Raw genomic sequence first — 17,274 nt, 5'->3', positions numbered from 1 at the left:
TTCGGTTATGCCTCGTCCCAAGGTTGGTCGTTCCGGTCGTTTCCTGATGTGGTGCCCAGGCGGGCGGCCAGGGTGAGTGCCTTGGAGAGGAGGGGGTGTCCGTCGCCGAGGGCGGGCCGGTCGTGGGCGAGGTGCTCCCGCCGGGTGAGGGTGCGGACGAGCCGGGCCGCGGTGTCGAGGTCGCCGTGGCCGATGAGCCGGACCGCGTGGTCGTACTGGGCTGCCAGCGCGCGGGGGTGACACGGGTCGAGGCCCGCCCGGGCGAGGGCCGCGACCGCGTCGGCGTGGGGGGCCGGGGCGCCGTCGAGGGAGCAGGCGGCCCGGGCGAGGAGCAGGAGGGTCTCCGCCTGGCCCGGCAGGTCGTCGGCGATGGCGCGTTCCGCGTCGCGTACGCGGTGGAGCTGCTCGGCGGCTGCCTGCGCGTCGCCGCCGAGCAGCAGGACGCGCGCGAGCGCGCGGCCCGCCGCGAGGGCGACGGGGTCGTCGCCGGAGGTGCGGTGCGGGGAGGCGAGAAGGGCGCGCAGGGCGTGTTCGGCCGCCGCGAGGTCGCCGGTGCCGGCGAGGGCGAGGGCGTGGACGCGCCGGGCGTCTTCGGCGAGGCGGTGGGACCCGTGGACTTCGAACCACTCGGAGGTGACGCAGGACTCGTCGAGATGGCGCAGGGCCGCCTCTGGGGCCTCCAGTTCGAGTTCGATCTCGGCGAGTTTCACCACGTCGTACTGCGTCTGGTAGCCGTGTCGCGGGAGCAGTTCGAGGCGGTGGAGGTGGGCCTCGGACAGGTGGTAGCGGGCCTCGCTGGGATGGCCCGCGGCGAGGAGTGTCTCGGCGAGGGTGACGCGGGCTGACGCGCTGTTGGCGTTATCGAGGCCGCCGAGCTTCGCTCGTCGGTCGTGAAGCACCTCCTCGGCGAGCCGCACGCCCTCCACGACCCGCCCGCAGGCGGACACGGCGCGAGCGTGGGCCTGCGCGGTCAGCGTACGGCGGCGCCAGGCGGCGTCGTCCCCGCCGCGGTCGTCCTTATCGTGGCCGTCCTCATCGCGCTCGCGGTAGGCGCGCTCCAGGTAGGCGCGTTCGAGGTCGCCCGCGGCGGCGCAGGGGCGTCCCGCCTCCAGCAGCGTCTCGCCGAGGTTGTGTCTCGCCCTGGCGAGATAGGCGGCTTTGTCGTGGTCAGTGAATGGTTCCCCCGCCAGGTCGGCCGATAGGCGGAACGCGTCGCCGGCCTCGGCGAGGTCGCCGACCCGCAGCAGGGCGAGGCCGTGCCGACTGGCCGCGTCGACGAGGTCGCGCACGGTGGCGGCGTCCTGGGGCGCCTGTTCGAGCAGGTCGACGAGCAGGTCGACGAGCAGGCCGCCCGCCCGCGCGGCGCGCGCGGCGAGAGGGGTGCGGCCCAGCAGCAGCCGGGCCGTGATCCCGACCGCGGCGGCCTTCCTGCGAGGGTCGTCGCCGTCGGCGAGCGCGACCACGCGTTCGGCGGCGGCGAGGTCGTCGACCCAGTCACCGGCCAGAGGCACCAGGTCGCGCTCGAACCAGTGGGAGGCGAGTGCGGCGGCCTGCCGTTCGGCCGGGCCGTCGGGGTCGCCGGTGAAGGCGCGGAAGGCCAGGTCCGACAGACGGTCGGCGCACTGCTCGGCCCAGGCGGCCGGCGCGGGCGAGACGGTGGAGGCGGCGGCGTGCAGCGTGGGCGCGAGGTGGGCCGCGTAGGCGTTGATCCTGCCGTTCCACGCGGCGGCCGCGACGCGTCCCCACGGGCCGTCGGACCACGCCGGCTTCGCGGGGCGCGCTGCGGTGGAGGTGCGGGAGCGCTTCTCAGAGTTGGCGATGTCGCCGATTCCGAGGCCCACCTGGGTGACCAGGGCGCGTTCGGCGAGGTGGAAGCGGGCGACGTGGAGAAGGGAGTGCGTGGCCAGGGCGCGCAGGTCGGTCACGGTGCGGGCGCGCCCCCAGGGGGCGGGCGCGGGGAACGTGGTGAAGGCGTGGTGGAGCGCGAGTGCCACGAGCACGCGTCGGCTCTTCACCTCGTTGTAGAGCCACACGGCGCTGCGCCCGCCGGGAGGCACTTCCGCGGCCACGTCTTCGGCCCGCACCAGGTGGTATTCCGACCTGCGGAGCACGGTCGCGGCCGCGGCTCCGATGGCCTCCAGCCGCTTCTCCTGACCCGACAATCCTGCCTCTTCCCCAGATTGATTTAGGTGACTATATCCATCCAAAGCTCATCCGGGTATCGCTATCTTCACCCCCTTCGGCTCCCACCTCGACCCGGCGCCCCGGCCCCCGCCGTACCCCATATTCGCCCGGATGACGCCCGGTTCGCGCCCGCTTCCCGCGCCCCCTCGTGGACTCCACTGGAAGGACACCGCGATCCACGAAAGAGAGGGCCGCGTATGGCGTCGGCGGAGCTCAGTGAGGCGTCCCTGGCGCACGCCCGAGCCGACCTGGCGGCGCAGGGATGGGCGCTGCTCCGCGGCCTGCCGTTCGCCACGTACGGCACGTACGGCACGGCCGGCACGGCCGACGAGGAGGCCGTGCTCACCCTCGCCGAGCGCTTCGGCACCCCCTCGGACCGCGACGGCGGCAGGGCCGTGTGGCCGGTGAGCCCACGCGCCGGTCACCGGACAGGCACGTTCTCGATACGTGCGGGAGGCGCCGGCTTCCACACCGACTCCCAGTATCACGCCCGGCCCGAGGACATCGTCTGCCTGTTCGTGGTCAGGCCCGCGGCCCGCGGCGGCGACACGCTGCTCGTGACGGAACGCGAAACGGTGTCCGCCCTGCACCGGCACCTCGACGGGCAGGCGGCGCTCGGCGCCCTCGCCGACCCCGTCTGGCGGTGGCGCACCCCCGAGGTGTACGGCACTGCCGAGCAGCAGCGTCCCGTACCGGTGCTGCCCGGCGACGGCACGGTCAGATGGCGGGCCGACAACCTCGCGGCGCGGCGGCCGGGCCGCGAGTCCCGGGCCGCCGCCGTCCTTCTGGACTGCCTGGAGTCCGCCGTGGCCCCCGAACGCATCGAGCAGCGCCCCGGTGACCTCATCGTCATCGACAACCACCGGACGATGCACGCCCGCACCGGCTTTCGCGATCCGAGGCGGCTGCTCCTGCGCGTGCGTCTGTGGGGGAGGCCGTGACCGAGGTAGTCGAAGCCGTGATGGAAACCGTGGCGGAAACCGTGGCGGAAGCCGCGATCGAACCGGACGCCGCCTACACGTGGGCCGTCGCCGCGGCGACGGAGGCCACCCGCGTCCCGGCCGATGGGGAGGAGGCCGAGGCGTGGACGGTGCGCGGGTGGGCGGAGGTGGCGCTGGGCTGTGCCGTACTGGGGGTCGCGGAGGGGTTCGCCGGGCTCGACGAGGTGGTGCGGGCGCACGGGGTGCGGCGGGGCGACCGGCACGCCGTACGGCTGCGAGCGCTGCGCGGCAGGGCCGGGGCCGTACCCGGTTTCTATCCCGAACACGCGGCGCTCCGGCCGCGCCGGGCGGTGAGCCCGCCGGCGTGGCGGATGTGCGGGCTGCTCGGGGAGTTCTGCGACCAGGTGATGACCATCTCCGCTTCCGCTCCGACCGGTGGGGCCGCTGGAAGGGGCGGAAGCCGAGGGGGGGAAGAGGGCGGGGTGGGCCGCGGGGTGCGGCCCGTACGGTCCACCCCGTCCGGGGCCGTGACGGAGGCCGAGGAGCACCTGCGCTGGGGGGAGCGGCTGCGTCCCTCCCCGGTGGGCGGCTACGCGGTCGTGGTGAGGCCGGACTGCGGGGGCGCGGTGTGGCGCACCTGGCTGCGGGTGCCCCGCGGCGCCGGCATGGCCGACGTGCTGCTGGAGGCGCCGCGGCGGGCCACGCCCGAGGCGCGCCGGATCTGGCGGGGCGTCCACGACGGCGCCCACCTCGACCACCTCGCCGCCGTCGGTGGGGAGCGGCTCGCGCCGAGCCGGATCGAGTTCGGGGAGGGGCTGCTCGTCGCCGAGTCGTACGCGATGGCGGTGGAGATCCTGGCCCTCGTGCAATGCGCGCTCGGCGGCCGGGCGCGCGACGCCGCGGTCCTGCGCGCCGGGCTGCGCGAGCGCATGGCCAGGCTGCCCGGCCACGACCGGCTCCCCAGGCCCATGCCGTACGGCACAGCCGGCCGGGCCGCGTCCCCCGCGCCGGCCGAGGGCCTCGACGCGCTGCCGCTGCTGGCCGAGACCTACGTGACCGGGCCGCTGACCCTGCTGGCGGGGACGGATGACGTGCCGGAGGAGCTGCTGCCGGGCCGCCTGGCGGACGCGCTGCGGCGGCGCTGGGCGTGGGCCTGCGCGGCCCATCCGGCGGCGGCCGCCCTCACTGAGCGGGTGCGCGGGCTCGCGCCGCCCCGGCGGGCCCGGCCCAGCCCGTCACCAGCGCGCCCGGTGTCAGTGTGACGCCAGCGGGTCGGCGCGGCGGGCTCCGAGGTCGGCCAGGGCCGCGAGCACGGCCCGGATGCCCTCCGCGTCACGGGTGATCAGATGGACGTCCCAGTCGCCCTCGGCCAGCTCCGCCTCCAACGCGGGCCAGGCGTAGGCGAGGCTGGTCGCCAGGGGCAGGCCGCCGCGCCCCGAACCGAACAGCGGCAGGCAGACCGAGCGCAGCGGCGGGTCGAAATCCGGGCGTTCCTCGCGGGCCAGGGCGAAGACGCCGTGGACGGCGCGCAGCACTCCGGCGGGTTCGATCGCGTAGTCGTCAGTGTGCGGGCGGGGTATGGCCGTTGCCGCGTGGTAGATGCGCCGGACGCCCTGCCGTACGAGCTCGCCGGGCGAGGTGGCGATGACGGTTCCGGGAGCCACGGGCATGCCGGTCCTGCTGTGCTTGTGCAGCCACTCGTGGAGTTCGCGCTGCAGGACGTCGTCGACGACCTCGCCGAGCGCGTTGCGCCTGGCCGCGACGTTGCGCAGGGTGCCCGACAGCGACGATTTGAAGGTCTTGGCCATCTCCAGGTAGACGTTCTCCGACGAGACGAGGACGTCGATGCCGCTCAGCGTCTCGACGCGCCTGCCGTGCACCGTGAGGTGCAGGTCGCCGCGGCGGTGCGGCATCCTGAGCCGCACCGCGGGGACGGACGGCGGGACCGGTTCCGCATCGCGCGGCGGCGGGGGCACGGTCCGCTGGCACAGGTCCAAGATCTTGTCGGCGACGTGTTCCAGGATCAGCCGCTCGTGGTGCTTGCGGAACCTTTCGACGCTCACGCCGTACACGTCGGCGGCCTTGCGCCGCCGGTCCTGCGCGGCCATGTCGCGGGTGCCGGGGGCCACCCCGAGGGTCAGGGCCGTCGCGCCGGCGAGGGTGCCTTCGCCCAGTTCGGCCACCACGCGGTGGAGCATCGTCGTGATCGACGTGGGCAGCAGCCCGCCGGCGGTCGGCAGCCCGAGGCGCTCGGCGCACGCTGTCAGGGAGGGAAGTGGTGCCTGGCGGAGTCTGAGCAGGCCGCGCTCCCTGACGATCCTCAGTTCGGCGATCAGGTCGGCGTGGGGCAGCTCTGAGGACTCTGGCATGCGGTCATCGTTCCACTCTGGGCAGTGCGCGACTAGGCTGCGAGACGTGTACCGGTTTGTGGAGCACCTTCCGGACCTCATCGACGCCCGCCACTACGCTGAGCAGCCCGAAGGGCGGCTGGTGAAGCTGCGCATCTCCGTCACCGACGAGGGTGTCGAGATCCTCGGCGACGCGTTCAGACCCGAGCTGTTGGAGCGGCTGCTCGAATCCCTCGGTCCCGAGGAGATCGAGCAGATGCTGTGCGGCTGACCCCCGCTCGGCCCGCCGATTCCTGAGGCCCCGATTCCTGAGGTGTCGATTCCTGAGGTGTCGATTCCTGAGGTGCCGATTCCTGAGGTGCCGACTCATGCGGCGCTGAGCAGCGCCGCGAGCACGCGGCCGATCTCGTCGGGGCGCGGGTCGCACGGGAGCGTCAGCGTGCGCGGTCCGGTGAGCGGCCTGGCCTTCCGCCTCGCCCCGCCCGCGTCGCGATACCGCACCCGTACGGCGAACACCTCGTGGCCGTCCGTCTCGTGCGAGCCGAGATCGAGGAACGCGTGCGTCAGCACCACGACGCGCGGCGGCCCCGCCACCGGATCCGACAGCCGGGGGGCGAGCGCGGCGATCTGCCGGAACGCCCCCGCGAGGTCGGGCCGTGCCACACTCGACGCGAGCCACAGGGCGGTGAGGTCGGCGGGGTGGCCGAGGGGGTGCGCCCGCGCCGGTTCGCCCAGCGTCACCAGCGTCCCGGGCAGGCCCCGGCGCAGCAGCGACCTGGCGAGCAGATGGGCGCAGACCCGCAGCGTGACCCCCGCCGGGCCGTGCGCGGCCGGCGTGTCGTCCAGCACGAGCACCATGGCGCGCGGCTGCGGCGGCACCGAGCCGCGCTGCGTGCGGTAGAGCAGCTCGTCGCGGATGTGCCGGGCGGCGAGGGCGGCGGGCGGCAGCGCGAGTTGCGTGGGCAGCAGGGCGTTGACGTGGCCGTGCCGGGCGAGGCCCGCGCGCCCCTCGCCCCCTCCGCCGCGGCCCTGCGCCCGGCCGCTGCGGGACACCGCGATCCGCAGGTCGAGCAGTCTGCGGTGCGCCGGGGACAGCGCGGGCAGCGCGTGCCGCTGGTGCCGCAGCCGGGCGGGAAGCGCCGGGTCCTCGGCCACGGCCTCGGGCCCGAGCATCGACAGCAGGCCCAGCACGTGGTCGTCGACGCCGTCGAACAGGCCGCCCGGTCCCGCCTTCAGCTCGGGCGCCGCGACGGGCCGCGGCGACCCCGACAGCACACGGGCCATGGCCGCGGCGAGCTCCTCCCGGTGGGTGTGCGGCGGCGGTTCGTAGCGCGGATCTCCGGGCACGTCGGCGGCCAGCAGTACGGCGAGGCCGATCTGAGCGGCCGGCGGCCAGCGCAGCGCGCGCAGCTCCGCGAGCCTCGGGTGGCGTGCGAACGGGCGGAGCCGTTCGTCGGCCGGTGGTTTCCCCGCCACCAGGCACAGCAGGTCGGACAGGAGGGACAGCGGGGCGCAGGAGCCGATCGACGCCGCGGCGGCCGACATGTGTACCAAGGTGTCGTGAGGGTGGGGGAGGGCCGCCCCGGGCCCGCCTGCGGGGATGTGGTCGGCGAACAAGTCCCACTGGACGGCGGCGCCGTCGTCGTGGGCGACGACGAGCAGGTCGCCGAGGGCCGACCAGTGCACGCCGCGGACCGGCGCGGTGGACGGCTGCGGAGGGGCGAGCAGGCGGAGCCTGTTGTGCGACCGGATGCTCCACAGCTCGACGCCGCCGCCGTCCGGCGAGGGGAACGCGATCATCTCCGAGCCCGGCGACCAGGCGAGGACGGCCGTGCGGCCCGGCGGCGCGCACGGCCCCAGTGTCGCGGCCGTCTCCCAGGTGGCGGTGTCCCACACCACGACCCACGCGGCGACCTGCGCCGGGACCTGCGCCGGGACCTGCGCCGCCGGAGGCTGTCCCGACAGGGCGACCGCGGCCAGCCACCGCCCGTCGGGCGACCAGGCCACGTCGCCGAGGAGCCGCCCGTGCGGGCCCGCGGTGAGGGGGGCGCGGCTGCGGACCCAGCGGCCGGCATCCCACAGGACGACCCGGCCGGGGCCGGTCGCGGCCAGCCGCCTGCCGTCGGGCGACCAGGCGAGCCGCGCCAGGCCGTCGTGCATGGGCAGCCGCCTCGGCTGGTAGCCCTCGGCCGGAGACATGACCACGATCTCGCGCGGGGCGCCGGGGCCGTCCTCGGGCATGGCCAGAAGCGGTTCGCCGCCGGGGGACCGGGTCCAGGCCAGGGCGGGTGCGGCGGGCGTCGACGCCGTGAGGGCTCCGGTGGCGCCGTCGAGCAGGTGCAGCGTGTGGCCGTTCCGCTCCTCGCAGACCGCGGCCACGAAGCGGCCGTCGGGCGACACGGCCAGCTCGCGCACCGGGCTGCTCATCGCGGCGCGCCAGGCGGGGTGGACGCCGGGAGGCGAGAGCCGTACGACCGCGCCGCCGATCTCGCGGCACGCCGTACGGCCGTCGGGCCACCACGTGAACGCCGCGCCGCCTTCGGGCATGAGCGTGGGGACGACGGGGGGCGAACCGGCCTCGGCCAGGGAGGCGGGGGCGCGGCCGAGGGTGAGGCCGTGCCGTATCGCCCACCGGCGCAGCGCCGAAGAGGAGGAGCCGCCGCCGGGAGGCAGGGTGTCGGGCAGGGTCCACAGGCTCACCGTGTCGTCGCCGGTGCGTACGGCGACAAGCCCGCCCTGCGAGACGTGCAGACCACCGGGCGTTACGACGTCGGCCTCCGCCTCGCCCATGCTCGCCAGGTTCCGGTCGAGAAGGCGCACCGCGCCCTCGACGGCGACCAGCAGCGTGTCACCGGTCCTGCTGAAGGCCAGGGCCCGGACCTCTCCCACGGGAAGCCGGGCGAGCGGTGTGCCGTCGCGCGGGTCGAACGCGACGACCTCGGCGGGTCCGGCCCCCACGAGCCGGGTGCCGTCGGGCGACCAGGCCAGGTGGCGGAGCGGCGCGGCCGTCGGCGCCGAGGTGTACATCATGCGGCTCGCCGCGTTCCAGAACTGCAGCACCCCGGGCCTGGCCGCGCACAGGTCGTCGGTGCCCGGCCGGAACGCCAGCGCCGTCACCGGGTCGGGGCCGCCTGGCAGCGTCAGCACCTCGCCGGTCCGCGCCGACAGCACACGCAGCGCCCCGGCCGCGCCGCCGACCGCGACGAGCCGCCCGTCGCAGGACAGGGCGAAGGCGGTGACGTCCCGATCGTCGAGGGGGCCGGACAGCGGCACCGGCCGGCCGCTCGCCGGATCGCGGCGGGCGACGCCGCCGCCCGACACGACGTACAGATGGTCGCCGTCGGCCGACCAGACGATCCGCTCGCCCGCGCTTTCCGGCAGCGCCGCCGACCACACCGCGTGGTCGCCCGCCTCGCGCAGCGTCAGCCCGTCGCCCGCCAGGCTGACCAGCGCCGAGGAGTCGGGCGCCAGGGCCAGGCACCGGGCGTGCGGAACAGAGAAGACCGTCTGCTGTATCACGCCCGCTCACCCCTCCGGGTGCCCGCCGCCCGCTCGAACAGCCGCGCCGCGCGGTAGAGCTCGCCCGCCTGTTCAAGCCGCTGGGCGGCCTCGGCGATGTCGCCGTCGAGTTCCAGCCGGAGCGCCTCGGTCAGCAGCCGCCCCCGGTCGGGTCTCGCCGCGGCGGGCTCGTCGCGCGGCCCCTCCGTGTGCGCCGCCGGTCCGGCGTGCAGGTCGAGCAGGGCGCGTGCCCGCGCGGAGAGCCCGGCGCGTACGGCGGGCGGCTCGGCGAGCCACAGCGACCACACCGGCACCGCGTGCTCGCGGGGCGACAGCAGGTAGGAGCCGAGCCGGGTCGCCACCGCGACCAGCCCCGGGGCGAGCCCGAACGCCCGCGCGCGCGCCGTCGGACCGATCGGCGGGTAGAGCTCGAATCCGGCCTCCACATAGAGCGCCTCGCCGGCCAGCCTGGACAGGGGCGTGCCGAGGGGAAGGTCGGTCAGCAGACCGGAGGGTTCGGTCAGCAGGTGGGCGCCGTCGCCGAGCACCATCACCCCGGTCTCCGTCAGCGGCCTGCCCGCGAGGAACTCCCGGAGCCGGTCCAGCTCGTCGTCGTGGACGAGCACCGCGTCGACCGGACCCGGCCTGCGGGTCGGCGTCAGCCGTACCTTCACCGGGTGGGCCACGGTGGGCAGCTCGCCCGCGCGCGGCGGGGCGGCGACGGCGAACACGGTCTCCACGGGCGCCTGTACGGCGGTGCCGATCACGATGGCGAACGCCCCCGCGTCGGCGGCGCCGAGCATCCACTGCTGCCCGTCGGGCACCGTCGCGGCGAGCCACTCGTCGTCCAGCGGCAGGGCCAGCCGCACGTCGGTCAGCAGGCGCGGGCCCGACTCGCGGCACACGAGCGTGCGCGGCAGCCCGGCGAGGCCGCGCAGCAGCGCGTCGGGCAGCGGCCCGCTTCCCTCGGCGTGGGCGTACACGAGGGCGGCGCCGGTCTGCGGGGCGTCGCCGTACAGCGGGCGCCGCCACAGCGCGGCCATCGCCACGGTCGCGTCGACGCGCAGGCAGCGTTCGACGACCGAGCGCATCAGCGGGGTCTCGGTGACGACGATGATCTCCCGGTGCCGTCCCAGCGGCGCAGGCGCGGGGGGGAGCGCCGCGGCGAGCTCGACCGGCGTGATCGGGCGCAGGTCGGCGACGTCGCGCGGAGGCGGCCTGCCGCCGGGCCGTCCCGCGGGGGCGAACCGCCCGCCGCGTTCGGTGTAGGCGAAACCCCCGAGCGCCTCGACCAGGGCGATCCCCTCGTCGGGCGGCAGCGGCGAGAGCACCCAGACGCCGGAGAGCTCCGGGTGCGTGTAGCAGCCGTCGGGTTCGCCGGTCGATCCGGCGAACGCCAGCGCCGCGCCGGGCCCGGAGAACCATCCGGCCGTGCGCGCCCGCGCCGGCGCCGGCGTCCCCTGCCACACCGGGGGCGGCTCGACGGTGGGGGCCGGCCACGGGGGAGCGGGCGGCGGAGGTTCGGCATGGGCGGGCTGCGGGGGATCGGCGGGGGACTTCGGCAGCCGCGTGACCGTGAACCGGGGCTTCGCCCCGGCCGGGTCCGTGCCGCCCCGGTCGCGGCCTCGGCGGCGGAACAGGGCCATCAGTGCGGGATCCCCGCCGAGCCGCCGAGCGTGCGCTCGGCCCAGGCGCGCCACCGGGTCGCCGCCCCCCGGTCGCCGCCGCGGTGGGCCGCCGCGTGCAGCGCGGCCGACAGGTCGTGCCTGCCGAGCGTGTCCGCCGCCAGCACCGCCCACTCGACGAGTACGGCTCTGCCGTGCGTGTCGGGCAGGTCCCGTTCGAGGTCGGTGAGGAGTGCGGGCAGGCGCCGCCCGCCCGTGCCCAGCCGGTCCCCGCACAGGGCGAGCACGATGTCGCGTCGTAGGCGCTGGTTGTCGTCCCTGGTGCGGGCCGCGGTCGCCAGCACCGCGGCCTGCCGTACATGCTCCTGCTCTCCGTGCACCGCGAGCACCAGCGCGGCCCGCAGCAGGTCGCCGCGCTCCTCCCAGCAGGCGGCGGCCTCCCCGACGCGGCCTGCCCGCAGATAGCAGGACTCGGCCTCGGCGGGTCGGCCCGCGAGCCGGTAGCAGCGCGCGGCCTCCATGACATCTCCTCCGCGAAAGTAGAGTTCGGCCGCGGCCAGCGGCAGGCCGGCGGCGGCGCGGCACCGGGCGGCGTCAAGGGGGAACCCCGACCGCTCGAAGCAGTCCGCGGCCCGGTTGTACAGCTCGATCGACCCGGCTACGAGGCACCTCCGAGCTCTTCGGCGCGGCGCGTCCGCGCGGCCTCCTCCTCCGGCCCCGGCGCGGCGGCGGGCAGCAGCGGGGCCGCCCTCCTGATCTCGTCGAGGTCGGCCTGCGGGTCGAGGACGTCGAGGAACTCCTGGGCGAGTTCCTCGTGCCTGGCGTCGTGGTCGGCGAGCCGCCGCCCCACGCTGATGTCGTCCACCTGCACCTGCGTCTCCCCGGTCTCGGGGTCGACGCGGAGGGTGACTCGGAACCGCATGGCCTTCACGCCTCCATCTCGAACTGGATCTCGATGACGCCGCCCTCGTCGCTCTCCCTGATGTTCTCCGCGCCGTTGGCGCGGGCGTAGGCGATCGTGGCGGCCCGGTAGCCTTCGGCGACCGTGGCGAAGACGACCCGCAGCGTACGGCGGTGCAGATCGTCGAGCTGTTCCTCGGCCTGCCGGTTCAGGTCGTCGGCCACGCGGGCGCGCTGCCGGTCGAGGCGGCGTTCGGCGTCGGCCCGGGCGGCCTCGACCGCTTCCTCGCCCCCCTCGCCCGCGGCCCGCGCCAGCTCCCCGGCCACGGCGGCCCGGGTCGCGGCCAGCTCGGCCGCCCGTTGGTCGGCCTCGGCCTCGGCGGCCTGCCGCGCCTGGCGCCTGGCCGCCGACCGGGTCCGCCCGCTGTAGCCGTCGGAGTAGTAGAACGCCTCGGCTTCGGCCGTGGCGTCCTCCCGCACCTCGCCGCCGATGGTGACGACACCTTCCCCTTCCGCCTCGATCTCGGTGGACAGCTCCACGCTGATCTCCAGCTCTCCCGTGTCCGGCCAGTAGGCGATCCGCCCGCCCGGTACGTCGGCGAGGTGGCAGTCGCCCACCTGCCGCCACTCGGGGTGGCGCGCCACGACCAGCTCGAAGGCACGTCTCGGCGCGTCGGGCAGCATCGAGGCGAGCGGCTGCGACATGCGCGCCGTTCCGGTGACGCTGCCGCGCACGCGTGCCGTACGCCGGATCTCCGCGCTCCACCGCTCGGCGATGGTGCGTGTCGCCCGGATCCGGATGCGACGTGGATTGCACATGGCCTCTCCCTCTGCGGGACTAGCTGATGTTCTGGTAGTGGCTCATCACGTAGTCGATCAACTGGTCGACCTCGTCGGTCCCTGCCCGGCGCGGGGGGTCCTGGGGGCCGGTGAGCAGTTCGCGCCGGAGCCTGCTCAAGGTCCGCAGCGTGGCGTCGATCGACCCCCGGGTCACGTCGTAGGAGGGCGCGCTGACCCGTTCGGCCTCGAAACGCGCCTCGGCCACGATCTCGCTGGTCGGCCTGCTCCGCTCGCGGGCCGCCTCCCCGGAGGAGGAGCGTTCCGCCACGATGTCGGCGACCAGGTCGGCGTCGGCGGGGTCGGCCCACGCGTGGGCGATCGGCCACAGGTCCTCGGCCGCCGCCACGTCCCTTTCGCTCAGCAGGGCCGCTCCGGCGACCAGTTTGAGCCCCCGCACCAGGCGGCGGTCCGACAGCGCCACCCCCTGGCCGCGCAGCTCGCGGATCAGCTCCTCGTACAGCGGCCGGATGACGTCGAGGTCCACGCGGCCGAGCCTGCCGGTCAGCTGGGCCAGTTCGGCGGTGTCGACCAGCGGGGTGGGGGCGGCGCCGTTCCGGGAGGACAGCCGGTCGCGCTCCCGGCCCCAGCCCGCCTCCAGCAGGTCGGGCAGGTGGCTCTCGCCGACGGGCTCGACTCTGGCGCGGATCAGGAAGCGGTCGGCGAAGGCGCTCAGGGCGGGGTCCTCCGGCAGTTCGGCGCTCGCGCCGAACACGCTGATCAGGGGCGCGTGCTGGGTGTGGGGGCCGTTGTGGAAGCGGCGCTCGTTGAGCAGCGTGAGCAGCGTGTTGAGGATCGCGCTGCTGCCCTGGAACACCTCGTCGAGGAAGGCGATCTCGGCTTCCGGCAGCATGCCGGAGGTCTGGATGTGGTACTCGCCCTGCTGGAATCTCGCGAAGTCGAGCGGCCCGAAGATCTCCGACGGCTCGGTGAAGCGGGTCAGCAGGTAGCGGTACCGCCGCGCCCCGAGGCCGAGGCAGAACCGCTCCACGAGGTCGGTCTTGGCCGTGCCGGGCGGGCCCAGCAGCAGCAGGTGCTCGCGGGTGACCGCGGCGAGCTGCAGGAGTTCGACGACCAGGTCGCGCTCGACGTAGTCCGCGCTGATCTCCTGGTGGACCGTCCGCAGCCGCCGGATGATCTGCAGCGTGTGCTGTTCCCAGGCCATTACTGTCCTTCCTGGCTGACGCGCATGTCCTGGGCAGCCTTCTGGATGCCGCCGATGATCGCGCCGATGCGCGTGGCCAGCTCTTCGGGGGCGTCCAGGCTTTCGCGGCGGAGCCACTTGGCGATGTACACCCCGCGGAAGATGGAGGCGATCTGGTCGCCGTTCCAGCCTTCTGTCGCTTTCGCAATGGGTTCGAGGAGTTCGCCCACCTCGATGTGGTAGCGGCGGGCATGCACGTGGACGATGGCCCGCCGCCCCTCGACGTCGGGCAGGTCGATGTGGAAGCTGCGGAACCGGCTGGGGCGCAGCAGCGCCGGGTCGATGATGTCGATGCGGTTGGTCGTGCCGATGACGAGCATCGGCACGTCGGGCCGGAAGCCGTCCATCTCGGTGAGGATCTGCGCGACCATCGCGTTGGCGGCCCGGCTTCCGCCGTCCTCCCAGCTCGACCTGCGGGCGGCGATGGAGTCGAACTCGTCGAACACGATCACCGAGGGGGCGTTCCTGCGGGCCTCGGCGAACAGTTCGCGCACCTTGCCCTCGCCTTCCCCCACCCACTTGCTGGTGACCTCGGGGCCGGACACGACCTGGATCGTGCCATTCATCTCGTTGGCGATGGCCTTGGCGAGCAGGGTCTTCCCGGTGCCCGCCGGGCCGTGGAAGATGAACCCCCGCGGCACGATCTCGCCCTTGAGCTGCCGGTCGGCCTCGGGCAGGAACTGCGACGCCTCCATCACGTGCAGCGCCTCCTGCAGCTCCGCCTTCACCTGGTCGTAGCCGCCGATGTCGGCGAACGTGATCTTGGGGATCTCGAAGTTGGTGACCAGGTGGGTCTTGAACGAGCGGATCGTGTCCCGCAGGTCCTCCACGCGCGGGTTCGGGTTGCCCTCGTGGACCTGCATCGCGTAGCGCATCGCCTGGCGCAGCCGTACCGGGTTCAGGCCCGCCACGTGCTTGTAGAAGTCGGCGGACTCCAGCCCGGCGAACCGCATGGCCTCCTGTTCGGTGACCAGCGCCCGCTCCAGCGGGGCCTCGCCGCCGCCGGGGAAGCACACCGTGCGCGGGCTGCCCTCCAGCGCCAGCCTCCGGCTCAACCGGGCCGCCAGCACCTCGGGCACCCGCAGCGACAGGTCGGCGAACGCCAGCACCACCCGGTCGGCCGAGGCGTACAGCAGCTCGGTCACCTCGCGGGCCTCCGCGGACAGCCCCGAATCCGCTCCGCCCGCCAGCAGGTCCAGATGCGGAATGACGATGACATGTCCGGGCTTGGCGGCCCGGATGAGTGTGCGCAGCCGCGCCATCTGCCGCTGCCGCGTCGAACCGGCCGCCGGCAGGCCCGACAGCGGCCCGCCGTCCTCCTCGTCGTCGTCATCGCCGGAGGCGTCCACGATCAGCGCCTCGCGGCCCGCGCGCCGCACGATGTGCTCGGCGAGGTACGGCACGACGATCTTGTCCGACACCACCAGCACCGACAGGTCCGCGCGCAGCAGCGAGGCCACCTCGGCGATCTCCGGCTCGTAGGCCAGGCGGGTGGCCGCCTCGTCGGTGATGCCGACCGGCCGCTGCGACGGGTCCGGCTCGGTCAGGTCGCCCACCTGCCCGAACCCGGCCCCCACCGACGCCGGAGACCCGTCGGCGGCATACAGCGGAGTGCCGGGGCCCACCTGGTCGACCGGAATGAACGTCAGGCGGAACGCCGACATCGGCAACTGGCGCCAGCCGGAGCGCAGCGGCTCCAGCAGGACGCATCCCGACACGTGCAGCGCCGCCGCGAGCATGGTCTCACGCGAGCTCGCGGCCAGGTCCCGGCGGTTCCGTTCGGCCGTATAGACCACGCGGAGTGGAATCACGAGGCCGCCTCCCAGCGTCGAAGTGCGCGGTACAGCTCGATCCCCTGGGCGTGCTCGGCGGTGATCCACCGCCTGCGCCCGATCGCGCGGGGGTTGGTCTTCCCGATCTCCGCCAGGGCCCGCCACCACAGCGCCGTCCCCGCTACGGCGTCGGGGTCCACCGCGCGACCCCGGCCTGCGCCGGACAGAAGCCGCCGCGCGGCCCGCAGCCGCCGCCGGTGCTCGGCGGCGAACAGCGACAGTCCCATCTCATAGACGTCCAGCACGAACGCCAGGTTGACCCGGCGGCACCGCGACAGCAGGCCCGACCGCCACACGGCCTGAGCGGCCCCGGCGGGCGGCTCGGCCAACGCCAGCGCCGCCAGCCGCCACCCGTCCGGATGGTGCAGCAGCCTGCGGGTGAGCAGCAGCTCCGCCTCCCGTTCCCCCTCGGGCGTCGGATGGTCCAGCAGGGCCGTCAGCGGAGAGCAGTCGCGCAGCAGGTCCGCGAGGTCGGGGTCCAGGTCGGGTACGGCGAGAGCCGCCTCGGCGACGCCGTGCCGTACGGCCAGCTCCCAGCCACCGGCCTCCGCCGCGCCGTCGGCGGCCGTCGGCAGCCGGGCCGCGTTCAGCACGTCGACAGAGGCCGCCAAGTGGTGGCGCGCGCCGACGGCCGCGGCCAGCAGCGCCGCGCCGGGCCCGACCGCGCCGCCCGGCCCGTCGCCCAGCGGAGGCGGGCCGAGGCGCAGCCGCGCCGCGGTGACGGCGGCCAGCCGGCCGAGCGACACGCGTAGCTCCTCGGGCGGGTCGGCCAGGTCGGCGGCCCCGGACAGGTCACCGTGTCCCGGCGCGTCGCGGCGGGTCGCCGCCTCGGTGACGGCCCAGAGCATCACGTCGCATGCTGTATCGACCGCGCTCATCGCGGCTCCACACCCCGCATTCCGCCATCCGGTCGCCTACCCGCCCGTAGAACCTGACCAGCCGGGTGTCTTCGTGAAGGTTGATGAGGCCCGCCACCTGTCCGGGCCGCCTGAAGGTCGCGAAATGCAGGTCCACGTCGGTGCCCGACAGTCCCGTTCCGGTGCTCATCGCGACGGCCGCGGAGAACAGGTGCGTGTGGTACCACCCCACCAGGTCCTCGCCCTGGCCGCGCTCCACGATCAGCCTGTTGACCGCGGTGAACGAGTCGCCGGTGAAGGTGAAATGCGTGGCCGAGGCGCCGGACCGCTCGGCGGGCGTGACGTGCGTGACCTCCACCATGAGCCGGTCGGGCGCGCCCGCGGCGGGGCTCAGCCTGCCCAGCAGGAACCCGCCCTCTTCGATCGACGTCGACAGTGGCAGCCCTTCGGCCAGCAGATCGCAGACCTCCTCCGACATGATCACGTTGATCGGGCCGAGCCTGCCGGGGGAGATGCCCAGGCTCGCCGGATCGACGGCGTCCTGGCGCTCCTCGATCCGCTGGACCGTGAACGGCAGGTTCCTCGTCTCCTTCAGGTCGATGTCGACCGCGCCCTCCACCTCCGGGGCCCGGCGCGAGCGGGCCATCGCGCCGAGGGCGGGATGCCGGATCGCGAACCCCCACACCCGTTCGTCCGGGTCGATGCGCGAAAGCAGCTTCGCCAGGACGTCTCCCAGTAGCTCGCTCACCGAGTAGTGCCGCTCGTGCACGACCGCGCCTCCCACCAGCACGCGCAGGTCCAGGTGGCCGAAGTCCGCCCGGACGTTGGTCACCTCGGGTTCACCGGGGATGCGGCCGGTGTCCTCGGCGTCGTGGAAATGCAGGACGAATCTCGGGCGCTCCGACCGCTCCGATTTCTCCACGTCCTCGGCCCGGGGCAGAAGCCCCGGATGGGCGTCGTTGAGCGCTTCGAACAGCACCTGCTGCAGCACGAGGCGTCCGTAGTAGGTCCGGCGCCTCCCCTTGTACAGCTCGATCTCCGCGATCAT

14 protein-coding genes are annotated in these 17,274 nt (G+C 74.8%); 3 read left to right on the top strand and 11 right to left on the bottom strand.

Annotated elements, in window-relative coordinates:
• Positions 1-5: 5 nt before the first annotated feature.
• A complete protein-coding gene (locus BLQ73_RS10165) occupies positions 6-2,162 on the bottom strand; it encodes a hypothetical protein (protein ID WP_093170152.1) in 2,157 nt (718 codons plus the stop codon).
• Between the two features lie 219 nt (positions 2,163-2,381).
• Here BLQ73_RS10165 and BLQ73_RS10160 point away from each other — a divergent pair, with 219 nt between their 5' ends.
• Together BLQ73_RS10160 and BLQ73_RS10155 are read left to right on the top strand one after the other, a co-directional pair.
• Positions 2,382-3,125, top strand: a complete 744-nt coding sequence (locus BLQ73_RS10160; RefSeq protein WP_093170151.1) for a TauD/TfdA family dioxygenase — start codon at positions 2,382-2,384, stop codon at positions 3,123-3,125.
• Positions 3,122-4,387: a hypothetical protein gene (locus BLQ73_RS10155; protein WP_143020201.1), complete on the top strand. Its 1,266-nt coding sequence runs from the start codon at positions 3,122-3,124 to the stop codon at positions 4,385-4,387. The genes BLQ73_RS10160 and BLQ73_RS10155 overlap by 4 nt, the downstream gene beginning before the upstream one ends.
• Here the strand turns inward: BLQ73_RS10155 and BLQ73_RS10150 are convergent.
• Positions 4,379-5,494 (bottom strand): macro domain-containing protein, encoded by a 1,116-nt coding sequence (locus BLQ73_RS10150; protein WP_093170149.1) that lies wholly within the window; start codon positions 5,492-5,494, stop codon positions 4,379-4,381. The two genes, BLQ73_RS10155 and BLQ73_RS10150, sit on opposite strands and share 9 nt — an antisense overlap.
• On the opposite strand from BLQ73_RS10150, the gene BLQ73_RS10145 reads away from it, so the two are divergent.
• Positions 5,493-5,744 carry a radical SAM-modified peptide, FtsH ternary system-associated gene (locus BLQ73_RS10145; RefSeq protein WP_093170148.1) on the top strand — a complete coding sequence of 84 codons (252 nt, stop codon included), beginning with the start codon at positions 5,493-5,495 and terminating at the stop codon, positions 5,742-5,744. The genes BLQ73_RS10150 and BLQ73_RS10145 overlap by 2 nt on opposite strands.
• Positions 5,745-5,839: 95 nt before the next feature.
• Here the strand turns inward: BLQ73_RS10145 and BLQ73_RS10140 are convergent, their stop codons facing one another.
• The 9 genes from BLQ73_RS10140 to BLQ73_RS10100 form a co-directional block, all read right to left on the bottom strand.
• A complete protein-coding gene (locus BLQ73_RS10140; RefSeq protein ID WP_093170147.1) occupies positions 5,840-8,992 on the bottom strand; it encodes a WD40 repeat domain-containing protein in 3,153 nt (1,050 codons plus the stop codon).
• Positions 8,989-10,617 carry a hypothetical protein gene (locus BLQ73_RS10135; protein WP_093170146.1) on the bottom strand — a complete coding sequence of 543 codons (1,629 nt, stop codon included), beginning with the start codon at positions 10,615-10,617 and terminating at the stop codon, positions 8,989-8,991. Before BLQ73_RS10135 ends, BLQ73_RS10140 begins: the two co-directional genes overlap by 4 nt.
• Complete coding sequence (locus BLQ73_RS10130) at positions 10,617-11,117, bottom strand: hypothetical protein (RefSeq protein ID WP_093170145.1); 501 nt, start codon at positions 11,115-11,117, stop codon at positions 10,617-10,619. The genes BLQ73_RS10135 and BLQ73_RS10130 overlap by 1 nt, the downstream gene beginning before the upstream one ends.
• A 137-nt stretch (positions 11,118-11,254) precedes the next feature.
• Positions 11,255-11,518, bottom strand: coding sequence for a hypothetical protein (locus tag BLQ73_RS10125; protein ID WP_143020200.1), 264 nt, complete (start codon positions 11,516-11,518; stop codon positions 11,255-11,257).
• A gap of 5 nt (positions 11,519-11,523) precedes the next feature.
• Entirely contained in the window at positions 11,524-12,315 is a 792-nt protein-coding gene (locus tag BLQ73_RS10120; RefSeq protein WP_093170143.1) for a hypothetical protein, read from the bottom strand.
• Positions 12,316-12,334: 19 nt separating this feature from the next.
• Positions 12,335-13,498 (bottom strand): AAA family ATPase, encoded by a 1,164-nt coding sequence (locus BLQ73_RS10115; protein ID WP_093170142.1) that lies wholly within the window; start codon positions 13,496-13,498, stop codon positions 12,335-12,337.
• Positions 13,498-15,348: an ATP-binding protein gene (locus BLQ73_RS10110; protein ID WP_093170141.1), complete on the bottom strand. Its 1,851-nt coding sequence runs from the start codon at positions 15,346-15,348 to the stop codon at positions 13,498-13,500. The genes BLQ73_RS10115 and BLQ73_RS10110 overlap by 1 nt, the downstream gene beginning before the upstream one ends.
• Positions 15,345-16,247 (bottom strand): hypothetical protein, encoded by a 903-nt coding sequence (locus BLQ73_RS10105; protein WP_143020199.1) that lies wholly within the window; start codon positions 16,245-16,247, stop codon positions 15,345-15,347. The genes BLQ73_RS10110 and BLQ73_RS10105 overlap by 4 nt, the downstream gene beginning before the upstream one ends.
• Positions 16,162-17,274, bottom strand: coding sequence for a JAB N-terminal domain-containing protein (locus BLQ73_RS10100; protein WP_093170139.1), 1,113 nt, complete (start codon positions 17,272-17,274; stop codon positions 16,162-16,164). Before BLQ73_RS10100 ends, BLQ73_RS10105 begins: the two co-directional genes overlap by 86 nt.

Origin of the sequence: Sinosporangium album, from assembly GCF_900100605.1 — a bacterium.
Taxonomy (GTDB): Bacteria; Actinomycetota; Actinomycetes; order Streptosporangiales; family Streptosporangiaceae; genus Sinosporangium; species Sinosporangium album.
The sequence above is the reverse complement of the archived record's forward strand: the minus strand, read 5'-3'. Positions and strand labels throughout refer to the sequence as shown.